Annotated in this window: 13 protein-coding genes and 1 riboswitch; of the genes, 8 read left to right on the forward strand and 5 right to left on the reverse strand. The window is 67.1% G+C overall.

Annotated elements, in window-relative coordinates; all coding sequences use genetic code 11:
* Positions 1 to 48: 48 nt before the first annotated feature.
* Positions 49 to 1,233: an MFS transporter gene (locus J5M67_RS14235; protein ID WP_207885981.1), complete on the reverse strand. Its 1,185-nt coding sequence runs from the start codon at positions 1,231 to 1,233 to the stop codon at positions 49 to 51.
* 88 nt (positions 1,234 to 1,321) lie between these two features.
* Between J5M67_RS14235 and J5M67_RS14240 the strand changes: the two genes are divergently transcribed.
* Positions 1,322 to 2,098, forward strand: a complete 777-nt coding sequence (locus tag J5M67_RS14240) for a helix-turn-helix domain-containing protein (RefSeq protein ID WP_207885982.1) — start codon at positions 1,322 to 1,324, stop codon at positions 2,096 to 2,098.
* Between the two features lie 294 nt (positions 2,099 to 2,392).
* On the opposite strand, the gene J5M67_RS14245 is transcribed toward J5M67_RS14240, so the two are convergent.
* Positions 2,393 to 3,022, reverse strand: a complete 630-nt coding sequence (locus J5M67_RS14245) for a LysE family translocator (protein WP_207885983.1) — start codon at positions 3,020 to 3,022, stop codon at positions 2,393 to 2,395.
* Between the two features lie 281 nt (positions 3,023 to 3,303).
* Between J5M67_RS14245 and J5M67_RS14250 the strand changes: the two genes are divergently transcribed.
* From J5M67_RS14250 to J5M67_RS14275, 6 genes are all read left to right on the forward strand, one after another.
* A complete protein-coding gene (locus J5M67_RS14250) occupies positions 3,304 to 4,269 on the forward strand; it encodes a 2-hydroxyacid dehydrogenase (protein WP_207885984.1) in 966 nt (321 codons plus the stop codon).
* Complete coding sequence (locus J5M67_RS14255) at positions 4,266 to 5,030, forward strand: DUF1835 domain-containing protein (RefSeq protein WP_207885985.1); 765 nt, start codon at positions 4,266 to 4,268, stop codon at positions 5,028 to 5,030. Before J5M67_RS14250 ends, J5M67_RS14255 begins: the two co-directional genes overlap by 4 nt.
* Before the next feature lie 52 nt (positions 5,031 to 5,082).
* A complete protein-coding gene (locus tag J5M67_RS14260; RefSeq protein WP_207885986.1) occupies positions 5,083 to 6,087 on the forward strand; it encodes a class I SAM-dependent methyltransferase in 1,005 nt (334 codons plus the stop codon).
* Positions 6,088 to 6,204: 117 nt separating this feature from the next.
* Positions 6,205 to 7,662 carry an amino acid permease gene (locus J5M67_RS14265; protein ID WP_207886092.1) on the forward strand — a complete coding sequence of 486 codons (1,458 nt, stop codon included), beginning with the start codon at positions 6,205 to 6,207 and terminating at the stop codon, positions 7,660 to 7,662.
* Positions 7,663 to 7,706: 44 nt separating this feature from the next.
* A riboswitch (yybP-ykoY riboswitch) is annotated at positions 7,707 to 7,823 on the forward strand.
* A 90-nt stretch (positions 7,824 to 7,913) separates the two neighbouring features.
* The gene (locus J5M67_RS14270) at positions 7,914 to 8,495 is read left to right on the forward strand and encodes a TMEM165/GDT1 family protein (protein ID WP_207885987.1); all 582 of its coding nucleotides are present in this window, start codon (positions 7,914 to 7,916) and stop codon (positions 8,493 to 8,495) included.
* Positions 8,496 to 8,599: 104 nt separating this feature from the next.
* Positions 8,600 to 9,043 (forward strand): ketosteroid isomerase-related protein, encoded by a 444-nt coding sequence (locus tag J5M67_RS14275; protein WP_207885988.1) that lies wholly within the window; start codon positions 8,600 to 8,602, stop codon positions 9,041 to 9,043.
* Positions 9,044 to 9,165: 122 nt separating this feature from the next.
* On the opposite strand, the gene J5M67_RS14280 is transcribed toward J5M67_RS14275, so the two are convergent.
* Positions 9,166 to 10,173: an NAD-dependent epimerase/dehydratase family protein gene (locus J5M67_RS14280; protein WP_207885989.1), complete on the reverse strand. Its 1,008-nt coding sequence runs from the start codon at positions 10,171 to 10,173 to the stop codon at positions 9,166 to 9,168.
* 34 nt (positions 10,174 to 10,207) lie between these two features.
* Positions 10,208 to 11,029 carry a M48 family metallopeptidase gene (locus tag J5M67_RS14285; RefSeq protein ID WP_207885990.1) on the reverse strand — a complete coding sequence of 274 codons (822 nt, stop codon included), beginning with the start codon at positions 11,027 to 11,029 and terminating at the stop codon, positions 10,208 to 10,210.
* Positions 11,030 to 11,218: 189 nt separating this feature from the next.
* Between J5M67_RS14285 and J5M67_RS14290 the strand changes: the two genes are divergently transcribed.
* On the forward strand, positions 11,219 to 13,351 hold the full coding sequence (locus J5M67_RS14290) for a methyl-accepting chemotaxis protein (protein WP_207885991.1): 2,133 nt from the start codon (positions 11,219 to 11,221) through the stop codon (positions 13,349 to 13,351).
* Between the two features lie 226 nt (positions 13,352 to 13,577).
* On the opposite strand, the gene J5M67_RS14295 is transcribed toward J5M67_RS14290, so the two are convergent.
* Positions 13,578 to 14,189: an SOS response-associated peptidase gene (locus J5M67_RS14295; protein ID WP_207885992.1), complete on the reverse strand. Its 612-nt coding sequence runs from the start codon at positions 14,187 to 14,189 to the stop codon at positions 13,578 to 13,580.
* Between the last annotated feature and the right edge of the window lie 21 nt (positions 14,190 to 14,210).

Genomic DNA, 14,210 nt, shown 5'->3' on the forward strand with positions numbered 1-14,210 from the left:
TTTTCAATCCGGCATGAGAAAGGGGCGCCTCGGCGCCCCTTTTTCGTTTCAGGCCGTGACCACCTTCGGCGCATGCGGTGCCGTACGTGGGAACACCACCGCCGCGAGGAAGGTAACCGCCCCCAGCACCGCCAGGATCAGGTACAACCCGGTCAATCCCTGGCGCGGCTCGATGTAGCTGATCAGCGGGATCGCCGCTGCGCTGGCGCCGAAGGACACGAAGTAGCGCAGGGCGAACACCCGCGCCTGCCATTGCGGCGCGACGAAATTGGCGACCATCGCATCGTTCACCGTCACCTGGCCGAACACTGCGAACATAAACAGCGCACCGACCACCGCCACCGGCCAGCCCTCGGCATAGGCCAGCGCCACCAGCAACGGGCCCTGGCAGAAGGTCATGATCAGGAACGGCCCCTTGAGGCTGAAGCGGTCCAGCAGACGGCCCATGATCAGCTGCGCCACGGCGCCGAAGGCATAGGCCAGGCTGACCACCACGCCGAGGCTTTCCGGCGAGGCCAGCAGTTCTTCAAGACGCACCTGGAACAGGCGCGGGTAGGTCACGGTGCTGGCGTTGAACACCACGCCGCCGGTGGCCGTCACCAGCGCCAGCACGCCGAATACGCGGCGCATCGACAGCTTCTGTCCGCCCAGGCCGCGCGGTGCCGGATGCGTCACCGCCACCGGCGCCTCGGCGCGCACCTGCCAGGCGAAACCGATGCCGATCAGCACCGCCACGGCGCCCGGCAGGATGAATGCCGCACGCCAGCCGAAGTGCGCGGTGAGGAAGCCGGTCAGCAAGGCCGCGAAGGCCACGCCCAGGTTGCCCCACATGCCGTTGATGCCGATCTCGTGGCCACGGTTCTGCGCATGGGCCACCAGCATCGCCGTGCCCACCGGGTGGTAAATGGCGGCGAACACGCCGATCAGGGTCAGGCCGGCGACCAGCAGCGGCACCGAATTCGACAGCCCGGTGAGAATCGATGCCGCACCGATGCCGAAGAAGAACAGCTGCATCATGTGCCGGCGGTCCCACTTGTCGCCCAGCCAGCCGGCCGGGATCGAGCAGGCGCCGAAGGCGATGAAGCCGCCCAGGGACAGACCGATCATCTGCGCGTAGCTCAGGCCGAAACTCTGCGTCATGCCCAGCACGGCGGCCGGGAAGATCAGCATGAACATGTGGTCGATGATGTGGGCGGCGTTGACGTAGCGGATGATCGTTCGAGGTCGGGACATGGCGTCGGCTCGCGGTTTTGGCGGAGAGAGCGTCCATGCTAGGTTGTCAGGAGAACGCAGACCTGACAGAAAAGTCATAGAACCCGACATGGACCTCGACATTCCCCAGGACTCACGCCTCGCCGCCGTAGGCCTCGACTACGTCGACGGACACCACGTGGAGCCCCATGACCATCCGCAGGCGCAGCTGCTCTACGCCGCCAGCGGCCTGATGCGCCTGGTTACCCGCCAGGGCGCCTGGGTCATCCCGCCGACCCGCGCGGTGTGGATACCTCCAGGCATTCGGCATGAGATCCACATGTCCGGCGAGGTGCACATGCGCACCCTGTTCATCCGCGGCGACGCCTGCCCGCAGAACCTCAGCGACTGCTGCGTGCTGGCGGTCACGCCATTGCTGCGGGAGATGATCCTGCGCTGCATCCGCTGGCAGGCGCAGCCGGACGAGCCGGCGCTGCCGCTTCTGGAGCAGTTGATCCTGCTGGAGATCGCCACCCTGGAGCGCCTGCCGCTGGCCCTGCCGCTACCGTCCGACCGCCGCCTGCAGGCGATCTGCAAGGCGCTGCTCAAACACCCGGAGCACCCGCATACCCTGGAGGACTGGGGCCAGCAGGTGGGCGCCAGCTCACGCACCCTGGCCCGGCTGTTCCGCCAGGAGCTGGGCATGAGCTACCCGGAATGGCGCCAGCAGCTGCGCCTGACCGAAGCGCTGCCGCGCCTGCTGGCCGGCGAGAGCGTGCAGAGCGTCGCCGCCGCGCTGGGCTACACCAGTGGGCGGGCGTTCAGTGCGATGTTCAGACGATTGCTGGGGGAGAATCCGCGGGAGTACCTGCAAGCGTTGGCGCAGTTGGCGGAGATCAAGGTCTGAGCCCGGCCCAATCGCCCTGCATCCAGTCCGTAGGGCGCATAACCCGGAACGGGTTATCCGCCGCATTGGCGGATAACGCCAGAGGCGTTATGCGCCCTACACCCGGCGCCAATGCGCTCCGAACCCGGCGTGGGCACCTGCTCCCTGTAGGAGCGCCCCATGGGCGCGATCGCGGGCATGGCCCGCTCCTACGGATTGAGTCCTGCGCGGCTCTCGTAGGAGCGGATCTTATCCGCGAATCGGGCCGGCACCTCCGGCCTTCGCCGACAACGACGAAAGTGTCACCCCACGCGCTCAACGCAACTCGGTGAACGCCAGCTTGATCCCCAGCCCCACCAGCACCACGCCCATCACCCGGTCGAACCAGTGGCCCATGCGGGCGAAGCCAGCGCGCACGCGCTGCTGGCTGAACAACAGCGCCACCAGGCAGAACCACACGGCCGTCGCACAGGCCAGGTAGACGCCATAGCCGGCCTGCACCAGCAGTGGCGTGTGCGGGTTGATCACCACGGTGAACAGCGAGAGGAAGAACAGCGTGGCCTTCGGATTCAGGCCATTGGTGACGAAGCCGGCGACATAGGCCCCGCGTGCGGTGCGTGCCACCGGCGCGATGATGCTTTCGGCCGCCGCCGGGTCAGCCGGGCGCGCACGCAGCGCCTTGAAGCCGATGTACAGCAGGTAGGCCGCCGCCAGCCATTTCAGCGCGTTGAACAGCACGATGGACTGCGACACGATCAGGCCGATGCCCAGCAGCGAATAGGTGACGTGCAGGAAAATCGCACTGCCCACCCCCAGCGCCGTCCAGGTGCCGGCGCGGCGCCCGTGGGTCACACTCTCGCGCACCACCACGGCGAAGTCCGGACCGGGGCTGGCCACCGCCAGCAGGTGGATGAATGCCACGGTGAGAAATTCCGTCCAGTACATCGCGCCTCCGCAGAACGTTCGGAAAACAGTTAGGCTGACTACCTCAGAGCCTGTTTAGGATCTCGCGAGCTAGAGTAGAGCAAGGAAAAAACAGGCGAGGAAGCGGAGTTTACGCGCTGTAAATGAGCATTGCTCGCTTCGCTCGCCCCTTCGGGGCCGCACTGAAGTGCGTTAGCCGCAAGCGGCTTCCGAGCCTGTTTTTAACGCAGCTATACCGACGCGCAGCAGATCGTAAACAGGTTCTTACGTCACACCGAATCACTGCAAAGGTACAGCTACCCGTGAACAGCACTCGCGCCGTCTTCCTCGACCACGCCTCCCTCGACCTCGGTGACCTCGACCTCGCGCCGCTGCGCGCGCCGTTCGGCGAACTGGTCCTGCACGGGCGCAGCGACGCGGAACAGGTGGCCGAGCGGCTCGAAGGCGCCCAGGTGGCGATCAGCAACAAGGTGCGTATCGGCGCGGAAGTCTTCGAGCAGTGCCCGGACCTCAAGCTGATCCTGGTCGCCGCCACCGGCACCAACAACATCGATCTCGCCGCCGCGCGCCAGCACGGCGTGACCGTCAGCAATTGCCAGGGCTACGGCACCCCGTCGGTGGCCCAGCACACCCTGATGCTGCTGCTCGCCCTGGCCACCCGTCTGCCCGACTACCAGGCCGCCGTCCGCGCCGGACGCTGGCAACAGGCACCGCAGTTCTGCCTGCTGGACTTCCCCATCGTCGAACTGGAGGGCAAGACCCTCGGCCTGCTCGGCCACGGCGAGCTGGGCGGCGCGGTGGCGAAGCTGGCCGAAGCCTTTGGCATGCGCGTGCTGCTCGGCGCCCTGCCCGGCCGCCCGCCGCGCGCCGACCGCCTGGCGCTGGACGAGCTGCTGCCGCAGGTCGACGCCCTCACCCTGCACTGCCCGCTGACCGACGCCACGCGCAACCTGATCGGCCAGCGCGAACTGAACCTGATGAAACCCGGCGCCTTCCTGATCAACACCGCCCGTGGCGGCCTGGTGGACGAGCAGGCGCTGGCTGACACCCTGCGCCGCGGCCATCTGGGCGGCGCTGCCTTCGATGTGCTCAGTGTCGAGCCGCCGAAAGATGGCAACCCGCTGCTGGCTGCCGATCTGCCGCACTTCATCCTCACCCCGCACAGCGCCTGGGGCAGCCGCGAGGCCCGGCAGCGCATCGTCGGCCAGCTCAGCGAGAACGCCGCCGGCTTCTTGGCCGGCGAGCCGCGCCGGGTGGTGGCGCCATGAGCCTGCACCTGGTCTGCGGCGACGGCGCCGCCGATGCCCTGCGCCGGGCAGTGGAAGCCGGCGTACTGGTGGAGAAGAGAATCCGCGTGATGCCGGACGATCTGGCCGTCGGTCCGCTGAGCGATGTGGATAACCCACCCTGCCAGCAACGCGCCGCGTTCTGGCATGAGCTGGGCGGCGAAGTGCTGCGCGAGCGCGAGATCGCCATCGAGCTGGCCACCGACGCGAACTGGCTGCGCAACCCGGACGTCAGCATCGTCACCCTCTGGCACGGCGACAGCGCCAGCGAGCAACTGCTGCTGCGCCGCGTCTGCGCGCTGCTGCCCGCGCAGGTCACCCTGCGCAGCGTCGGTGCCGGCAGTGGCCAGTGCCGCTGCGACGACCGCCATGCCATTGCCATGCTCAAACCCGAGGAACTGGCCAACGCCCTGGCCGCCAGCCATGAAGTGGATGCCACCGAACGCCAATGCCTGGGCGAGGACTGGCAACGCGCCCTTGCCGCCAACGCCGAGCTGCGCCTGTGGCTGGACGGCGAATTGAGCGGCACCGACTACGCGCACATCGACCGCGTTCTGCTGGACAGCGCCAGCGAGTCCTGGCGGCCGGTGCAGTCGGTGATCGGCCCGACCATGGCCTATGTCGAAGGCCTGTTCGTCAGCGACCTGCTGGCCGCCTGGCGCCTGCGCGAACTGGTCGCGGCGGGGCACCTTGCGCTGCGTGGCGAGGACTTCTGGAAGAACGGCGAGGTGCGGCTCGCCTAGGCCCGGCCAACGCAGCCCTGTTAAACTTCCGCCCTTTTTTCGAGGAGGCCGCATGTCCAACGCCCCCACCAGTGAAGTGCTGCTGCGCCAGATCGAGCGCTTCCAGGGCCGCGTCCTGCTCGCCGGCCTGCCCGCCGACGCCCTGCTTGGCGACCTGCCGCAGGCCCGGGGCTGGAGCTGGAACGCCGGAGACGCCAGCCAGCTCGAAGCCCGCTATCCGGGCCGCTGCCACTTCGGCGCGACAGCCCCGGAAGGCACCTTCGATGCCGCCGTGCTGTTCCTGCCCAAGTCCCGCGAACTCACCGATTACCTGCTGGCCGCGCTGGCGAGTTGCGTGCCGCACGCTGAGCTGTACCTGGTCGGCGAGAAGCGCGCCGGCGTCGAACGCGCCAGCAAGCAGCTCGGCGAATTCGGCCGCGCCAGCAAGCTCGACAGTGCCCGCCATTGCCAGCTGTGGCACGCGCACATCGACGGAGCTCCGGCCGCGCCCGACCTGCACGCCCTCGCGCAACGCTATGAACTGCCGCTGGCCGATGGCCCGCTGCAGGTGGTCACCCTGCCCGGCGTGTTCAGCCACGGCCGTCTGGATCGCGGCAGTGCGCTGTTGCTGGAGCAACTGGACCGCCTGCCGACCGGCCACGTGCTTGACTTCGGCTGCGGTGCCGGGGTGCTCGGCGCCACGCTCAAACGACGTTATCCACAGAGCCGCCTGACCCTGCTGGACGTCGACGCCTTCGCCATCGAAAGCAGCCGCCTGACCCTGGCCGCCAACCATCTGGAAGGCGAGGTTATCGCCGGCGACGGCATCGACGCCGCGCCCACCGGGCTCGCCGCCATCGTCAGCAATCCGCCCTTCCACCAGGGCGTGCACACCAGCTATGCCGCCACCGAACACCTGCTGCGCCAGTCCGCCCGCCATCTGGCGTCCGGCGGCGAGTTGCGCCTGGTGGCCAACAGTTTCCTGAAATACCCGCCGCTGATCGAGCAGCACCTCGGCCCCTGCCAGACCCTGGCCGAGGCCGACGGCTTCCGCATCTACAGTGCCCGGCGGCGCTGACCCAAGGCCCGCACTACACTGCAGCGAGCCATGGACCGGCGCGCCGCTGCACGCCCAGACTGATCGAGGACACCCGTGAATCGCAGAATCAACGACGATGTCGAGCTGACATTCGCCATGGGGCCGAAAGAGAAGCCGCATCATCTCAAGCGCTCTCTCAAGCCCCGCCACCTGAACATGATCGCCATCGGCGGCTCCATCGGCACCGGCCTGTTCGTCGCCTCCGGCAGCACCATCGCCACCGCCGGCCCCGGCGGCGCGCTGATGGCCTACGCGCTGATCGGCCTGATGGTGTTCTTCCTGATGACCAGCCTCGGCGAGTTGGCGGCGTACATTCCCGATTCCGGTTCTTTCTGCACCTATGGCAGCCGTTTCATCGACGATGGCTTCGGTTTCGCCATGGGCTGGAACTACTGGTACAACTGGGCGGTGACCATCGCTGCGGAACTGGTAGCGGCTCAGCTGGTGATGAAGTTCTGGTTCCCCGACGTGCCCGGTATCTACTGGAGCGTGGTGTTCCTGGGCATCATGTTCATGCTCAACTATTTCTCGGTGAAGGGCTTCGGCGAGAGCGAGTTCTGGTTCGCACTGATCAAGGTGGTCGCCGTCGTGGTGTTCATCGCCATCGGCCTGGCCAGCATCATCGGCATCATGCACGGCGTCGACAGCCCCGGCTTCAGCAACTTCACCACCGGTGACGCGCCCTTCGTCGGCGGCCTGCAGGCGATGATCGGGGTGGCGATGATCGCCGGCTTCTCCTTCCAGGGCACCGAGCTGATCGGTGTTGCCGCGGGCGAATCGGAAAACCCGCAGAAGTCCATTCCCATCGCCATCCGCCAGGTGTTCTGGCGAATCCTGATGTTCTACATCCTGTCGATCTTCGTCATCGGCATGCTGATTCCCTACACCGATCCGAACCTGCTCAAGACCGACAGCACCGACATCAGCACCTCGCCCTTCACCCTGCTGTTCGAGCGTGCGGGCCTGGCTGCCGCAGCCGGCGTGATGAACGCGGTGATCCTCTCGGCTATCCTCTCGGCCGGCAACTCCGGCATGTACGCCTCGACCCGGATGCTCTACACCATGGCCCTGCACGGCAAGGCGCCACGGCTGTTCAGCCAGGTGTCCGTCAGCGGGGTGCCGCGCTACGCGCTGCTGGCCACCACCTTCGTCGGCGCGCTGTGCTTCCTCACCAGCTTCATCGGCGACAAGACCGTCTACACCTGGCTGCTCAATGCCTCGGGCATGTGCGGCTTCATCGTCTGGCTCGGCATCGCGGTGTCGCACTACCGCTTCCGCAAGGCCTTCGTCCTGCAGGGCGGCGACCTGCGCAGCCTGCCCTACCGCGCCAAGTGGTTCCCCTTCGGCCCACTGTTCGCCTTCACCCTCTGCCTGGTCATCACCCTGGGGCAGAACTACCAGGCCTTCGTCGGCGAGCACGTGGACTGGGCCGGGCTGGTCGCCACCTACATCACCATCCCCTTGTTCCTCTCGATCTGGCTGGGCTACCGCTTCAAGAACGGCACCCGCTTCATCCGCTACGAGGACATGGACGTTCGCTCCCACCGCGAATGATCCGACCTGCAGGCTTGCCCAAGTCCTGCGACTTGGGCAGAATGCGCCCCGTCCTAGGGGAGTAGTCTCCCGCGAGCGCCCAGCTCGCCCGGTACGCGTCAACACACTTGGTCCGCAGACCATGGCGCGTGCGACCCGCCTGCAACGCTCAGGCCCGGGTTTGACAAGACCTATGACACGAGCAACCTGACCCGGGGCGGGCAGGTGGCGCGTGTCATGGTGCTTAGTCGACCCGCCCCTTAGGAAGCCTGATGGAATCCCTCTTCGTCCCAACCCTGATCGTTGCCCTGGCCGAAATCGGCGACAAGACGCAACTGCTCGCGCTCGTCCTCGCCGCGCGTTTCCGCAAGCCCTGGCCGATCATCGCCGGGATCATCGCCGCCACCCTGGCCAACCACTTCGCCGCCGGCGCCGTGGGCAGTTGGGTCGCCAGCTTCTTCTCGGCAACCACCCTGAGCTGGGTGCTGGCCGCGTGCTTCCTGGCCGTCGCCGCCTGGACCCTGATTCCCGACAAGCTGGATGACGACGAAGAAGGCGCGCTGAAGAAGTTCGGCCCGTTCCTCACCACCCTGATCGCTTTCTTCCTCGCCGAGATGGGCGACAAGACCCAGGTCGCCACCGTGATGCTGGCCGCGCAGTACCCGCATTTCTGGCTGGTCGTGCTGGGCACCACGCTGGGCATGCTGATCGCCAACGTGCCCGTGGTGCTGGCCGGCAATTTCGCCGCCGACCGCCTGCCGCTGAACCTGATCCGCCGCCTGGCCGCCGCCGCCTTCGCCGTCCTCGGCCTGGCCGCCGTCTGGCACGCGCTGCAACTGGGCGGGGTGCTCTGACCTGAGCACGGAGGAACCTGGCGCGCCGGCCAATGCCTGTGTTTCACGATCGATACACAGTGGCGTGCCATTCTCCCCGTATTTCAGGAATCACAGGACACACCATGGCTGAGAAGGATCTCAAGAGGCTCGCCCGCCAGCACATCGACCTTGTCTGGAACAAGGGACATCTGGCGCTGGCCGAGCAGCTGCACAGCCCGGACTTCCTCTACAAGAGCGCCTTCACCGCGCAACCGCTGAACAACGCCGGCTACCGCCGGCTGGTGGAAGGGATCCGCTCGGCCATGCCGGACCTGGAAGTGGTGGTGGAAGAGTGCATCCGCGAAGGCAACAAGGTGTTCACCTGGAGCACCCTGCTGGGCAGCATCTCCCGTCCCGCCTTCGGCTACCCGGCCAGCGAGAAGATCCTCAGCCTGTCGGCCATGGGCTTCTGGGTGTTCAGCAGCACCGGGGAAGTCCTCGAACTGTGCACCATGTTCGACATGGAGAGCTTCCGCGCGCAGATGGGGCTGCAGAACCGGCCCTTTGCCGAGAAGGCGCTGCCCTGAGATGAAAAAGCCCGGCATCTGCCGGGCTTTTTCCTTTGTGCTTTTCGTAGGAGCGAGCTTGCTCGCGAACAGAGGCCGCTCGGTGCCGTGCGGTTCGCGAGCAAGCTCGCTCCTACAGGGCGTTACAGGTAGTCGTTGGCGTGGAACCAGGCGATGGCCCGCTCCAGCGTATCCTCCAGCGGCACATGGGACTCGAAGCGCAGCTCCTCGCGCGCCTTGCGGCCGTCGAGGAACTGTCCGCCGGCCATCACCTCGATCGCCGTATCGTCCAGCAACGGCACCTTCCCGGTCAGCCGGTAACGCCAGCGCCCCAGGGTCGCCAGGGCCCGCGCACGGTGCAGGGGCATCGGCGTCGGCGCCGGCTTGCCGAGCAGGCGAGCAATGGTGGCGGTCAGCTCGCCCATCTCGATGTTGTGCCCGGTGAGCAGGTAGCGCTCGCCGACCCGACCGCGCTCCAGCGCCAGCAGCAGGCCACGACCGGCCTCGGCGGCGTCGATGACGTTGCGCCGGCCCGGCACGTAGTGAAGCATCTCGTCATGGCCGATGGCAGTGATCAGGCGGCCGGTGGTCGGACCGATATCCAGCTCGCCCAGCGCCATGCCAGGAATCCCGATCACCACCGGCAAGCCGCCGCGCGCCTGTTCGCGGGCCTGCTCGTCGAGCGCCCACTTGCACATGACATAGGCGCTCTTGCCGGTAGGCAGGCCCTCGTAGAACAGCCCCTCATGCCCCGGCAGCCCCTGCGGGTGCAGCGGCATGGCGAAGGCCGAGCCGACGTAGAGGATGCGCGGCACCCTGGCCTGCAGGCAGGCGGCGTAGAAATGGTTGGTCAGGTCCAGGGCGCTGGCCACTTCTTCCTGCCAGCGTCGCGGTCGCACCGGGTAATAGCCGGCGCTGAAGATCACCGCGTCCAGCCCGCTCAGCGCGCGGGCCATGCCCTGGTGGTCGAAGAGTTCGGCCACCCGGCACTCCGGCTCGAGGTAGGCCAGGCGCTGGATCTGCGATGACGGTCGGTGGATCAGCACCAACTGGTGTCCCGCGGCCTTGATGGCGCGGGCGGCGTGATGGCCCAGGAGCCCTGTGGCTCCGAGTACAGCAATTTTCACGGGCGCTCCCTGTTCACGTTGCACAGCGGCGCTACCACGCGCCGCTCCTGGCAGGCCATCAGCGAGCCTTGGCTTGCTCGTACAGCGGCATCACCTTCGGAATGGCTGCCTTCAGGTTCGCCATCCGGGTGCTGTCGGCCGGGTGGGTGCTGAGGATTTCCGGCGGCGCCTCGCCGCCGGCCGCCTGCCCCATCTTCTGCCACAAGGTCATCGCGGCGTTGGGGTTATAGCCGGCGCGGGCGGCCAATTCCAGGCCGATCAGGTCGGCCTCGTTCTCATTCTGCCGGCTGTTGGGCAGGGTCATGCTGTATTCGACCACCTGGTGCGCCAGATCGACGCTGCCCTGGCCCAGACCCAGCAGGGCGCCACCGAGACCCAGGCCCATCTGCTCTGCGTAGGCGCGGGACATGGCTTCACGGCCGTGCTCGCGCAGGGCGTGGGCGATCTCGTGGCCCATCACCGCAGCGAGTTCGTCGTCGGTCAGATGGAGCTTATCGATCAACCCGGTGTAGACGATGATCTTGCCGCCGGGGCCGCAGTTGGCGTTGAGCTCATCGCTCTTGATCACGTTGACTTCCCACTTCCAGGACGGTGCGTCCGGACGGAAGGCGCCGGTCTGCGGAATCAGCCGGCTGGCGATGGCCTTCACCCGCTTGGCATCGCTGCTGCTGGCATCCAGCTTGCCCGCCTTGGAGGCTTCGCCAAGGGTCTGCTGGTAGGACTGGGCGTACATCTGATCGACCTGCGCGCTGGACAGCATGCTGAACATGGTCTGCTGGCGGTTGACGCCGACGACGCCCCCGCTGGTGGTGTTCACCTGCTGGCAAGCGGTCAACAGCAGGGCTGCGGCCAGGCCGGCGACACGGAAAAGACGGGGCATATGCTCTCCTGAAACTGTGCAATCACCCAAAGACAGCGCGCATGGTAGGCCGCGCCCCGATGGCCGGCAACTACCCCGCAACAGGCGGCATACAACGGCGTTACAACCCATTACAAGCAGTGCCTAATGAAACCGACCGGTCGTGCCGATAACCAGGCACACGCAGGCTCTGGGACATCGGGTACCCGTATGAAATTCAAGTCGATCCAGTTTTCCGTGGTGGCGCTGGCAGGGGCCAGCGTCTTGGCGGTGGTCGCGGCATTGGTGCTGTATGCACTGTTCGCGGGTTCCAGGACCCAGGCGTTGGTGCAGGAGCGCACCCAGGCCCTGCTCGAACAGGTGATCAACGAACGCCTGGTGGCCATGGCCCGTGGCCAGGTCAGCCAGATCCAGCGCGAGCTGGAGTATCCCCTCACCGTCGCGCGCGACCTGGCCAACACCAACGCCCTGCTCGACGAGACCGACGCCAACGGCCAGCCGTTGCTGGGCATCGGCCGTGCCGGCATGTCCAACCTGTTGCGCCAGACCGTGGCGCAGAACCCCAAGCTGCTCGACGCCTTCGCCGGCTGGGAACCCAACGCCTTTGCCGGCAACGACAGCCAGTACGCCGGCCTGCCGGGCTACGACGCCAGCGGCCGCTTCATGCCCTGGTGGTACCGCAAGGACGGCGGCCTGACCGTGGAAGCCATGGGCGACACCCTGGAAAGCCAGAAGATGCAGCCCACCGGCGTGCGCGAAGGCGAGTATTACCTGTGCCCGAAAGAGAAGCACCAGCCCTGCATCGTCGACCCGGCGCCCTACGAGATGGCCGGCAAGATGGTGCTGATGTCCTCGTTCAACGCACCGATCATGGTCAAGGGGCAATTCAAGGGCAGTGTCGGCGTGGACCTCTCGCTGGACTTCATCCAGGACCTGCTCAAGGCCGCTGACAGCCAGCTCTACAAGGGCGCCGGCGAGATGGCGCTGATCTCCACCAACGGCCGCCTGGTCGCCTACACCAAGGACCCGGCCAAGCTCGGCGAGCCGGCCAGCAGCGTGCTGGACGCCAATGAAGTGGCCAACCTGAGCAAGCTCACCCTCGACCAGCCGCTGACCTCCGTGGATCAGGAACACGGCCACATCGAACTGTTCCTGCCCTTCACCATCGCCGATTCCGGCGCGCGCTGGACCCTGATGCTGCAGCTGCCGCAGGAAGCCGTACTGGGCGACCTGAAGCTGTTGCAGAGCGACCTGAAATCCCAGCGCGACGGCGACACTCTCGGCATGACCCTGGTGGGCCTGCTGATCGCCGCCATCGGCCTGGCAGTGATCTGGCTGGTCGGCCACGGCATCGCCCGCCCGCTGCGCCAGCTGGTCGGCATGCTCGACGACATCGCCCAGGGCGAAGGCGACCTCACCCGCCGCCTGTCCAGCGACCGCGCCGACGAACTGGGCTCCATCGCCAAGGGCTTCAATACCTTCCTCGGCAAGCTGCAGGGCATGATCGGCCAGGTGGTGACCTCGGTGCAGCGCGTCAGCGATTCCTCCGAACACACCGCCGACATCGCCATTCGCACCAACCAGGGCGTGCAGCAGCAGCTGGCGGAAATCGAGCTGGTGGCCACCGCCGTCCACGAGATGACCGCCACCGCCCAGGACGTGGCACGCAATGCCACCCACGCGGCGGAAGCGGCCAACCATGCCGACCAGGCCGCGCACCACGGCAAGCGCATCGTCGAGAGCAGCTCGGCGGCGATCCAGGCACTGGCCAATGAGATCGGCCGCGCAGTGGGCGTGGTCCAGACCCTGGCCCGCGACAGCGAGAACATCAACGCGATCCTGGTGGCCATCCGCGGCATCGCCGAGCAGACCAACCTGCTGGCGCTCAACGCCGCCATCGAAGCGGCCCGCGCCGGCGAGCAGGGACGCGGCTTCGCGGTGGTCGCCGACGAGGTGCGCAACCTGGCGCAGAAGACCCAGCAGGCCACCGAGGAAATCCAGTCGATGATCCAGCAGCTGCAGCACGGCACCCGCGAAGTGGTGCAGGTGATGCAGCAGAGCCAGGAGAAGACCGACGACAGCGTGCGCCATGCCAGCGAAGCGGCCCAGGCGCTGGAGTCGATCACCCAGGCGGTGTCGGTGATCAACGACATGAACACCCAGATCGCCAGCGCCGCCGAGGAGCAGAGCGCGGTGGCCGAGGACATCAACCGCAACGTCACCAACATCGGCATGGTCGCCAACCAGGTGGCCGGCGGCGCCGACGAAGCCTCCCAGGCCAGCGCCGAGCTGACCAAGCTGGCCGAGCAGCAGCGTCGACTGGTGAATCAGTTCAAGGTGTGAGCGATATCGCGCGGCACTCGCCCGCGCTTTTCGTAGGACCGAGGGGGACGCCCTAGTCCTTGCTCGCGAACCAGCTCCACTGCGAAGCGTTCCCCTCACCCCAGCCCTCTCCCTCAGGGAGAGGGAGCCGTCCGTACCGGCTGACGCAAAGGTTTCATCCTGCATCGATCAGTCCCCTCTCCCTCCGGGAGAGGGTTAGGGTGAGGGCAAGGCTGGGCACGCAATATCAGGCGGGCGTCAGGCACTCCGGCCCATTGCACGCGGGATCGTTGACGAAGTTCGCCAGCACCTGCTCGCGCAACTTCGCCAGGGGCAATTGCAGCAACTCCAGCAAGCGCGCCCGCTCGGTCTCGCTGGACAGCCACTGCGCCTGCTCCGCCTCATCGAGGATCAGCGGCCGGCGCATGTCCCCGGCCGCCTGGGTAACCATCGCCACGCTGTAATAGGTGTGCCCCTCCACCGGATAGGCCTCCCACACCGCTGCGAAACAGATCAACCCGCCACCGGAAATCCAGTGCGGTCGCTTGCGCACGCCGCGCCACTCGTAGAAACCGTTGGCCGGCAGCAGGCAGCGGCGCTGGACGAAGGCGTCGCGGAACATCGGCTGCTCGGCGATGGTTTCGGCGCGGGCATGGGCCGGGGTGCGCGACAGGTCCTTCAACCAGGCCGGCGTCAGGCCCCAGCGCGCCAGGTCGGCGCAGCGCGCACCGCCCTCTTCGCGCAGCATCAGCACGCGGGCGCCGGGGGCGAGGTTCCACTGCGGCTGCAGGTCCGCGGGAAACCCGGCGCTCTGGGCAAGTTCACGGTTCCAGCGGAACAGGGCATAGCGGCTGGTCATGGGCAGTCGTTCAGGGCGCGG

The organism is Pseudomonas sp. 30_B, from assembly GCF_017491605.1.
Lineage (GTDB): Bacteria > Pseudomonadota > Gammaproteobacteria > Pseudomonadales > Pseudomonadaceae > Pseudomonas.

What these genes read in the sequence shown, in the direction of transcription:
- J5M67_RS14270 (WP_207885987.1), top strand. Translation starts at nt 7,914, where the DNA reads ATGGAATCCCTCTTCGTCCCAACCCTGATCGTTGCCCTGGCCGAAATC.
- J5M67_RS14255 (WP_207885985.1), top strand. Translation starts at nt 4,266, where the DNA reads ATGAGCCTGCACCTGGTCTGCGGCGACGGCGCCGCCGATGCCCTGCGC.
- J5M67_RS14245 (WP_207885983.1), bottom strand. Translation starts at nt 3,022, where the DNA reads ATGTACTGGACGGAATTTCTCACCGTGGCATTCATCCACCTGCTGGCG.
- J5M67_RS14285 (WP_207885990.1), bottom strand. Translation starts at nt 11,029, where the DNA reads ATGCCCCGTCTTTTCCGTGTCGCCGGCCTGGCCGCAGCCCTGCTGTTG.
- J5M67_RS14265 (WP_207886092.1), top strand. Translation starts at nt 6,205, where the DNA reads ATGGGGCCGAAAGAGAAGCCGCATCATCTCAAGCGCTCTCTCAAGCCC.
- J5M67_RS14290 (WP_207885991.1), top strand. Translation starts at nt 11,219, where the DNA reads ATGAAATTCAAGTCGATCCAGTTTTCCGTGGTGGCGCTGGCAGGGGCC.
- J5M67_RS14260 (WP_207885986.1), top strand. Translation starts at nt 5,083, where the DNA reads ATGTCCAACGCCCCCACCAGTGAAGTGCTGCTGCGCCAGATCGAGCGC.
- J5M67_RS14295 (WP_207885992.1), bottom strand. Translation starts at nt 14,189, where the DNA reads ATGACCAGCCGCTATGCCCTGTTCCGCTGGAACCGTGAACTTGCCCAG.
- J5M67_RS14240 (WP_207885982.1), top strand. Translation starts at nt 1,322, where the DNA reads ATGGACCTCGACATTCCCCAGGACTCACGCCTCGCCGCCGTAGGCCTC.
- J5M67_RS14275 (WP_207885988.1), top strand. Translation starts at nt 8,600, where the DNA reads ATGGCTGAGAAGGATCTCAAGAGGCTCGCCCGCCAGCACATCGACCTT.
- J5M67_RS14235 (WP_207885981.1), bottom strand. Translation starts at nt 1,233, where the DNA reads ATGTCCCGACCTCGAACGATCATCCGCTACGTCAACGCCGCCCACATC.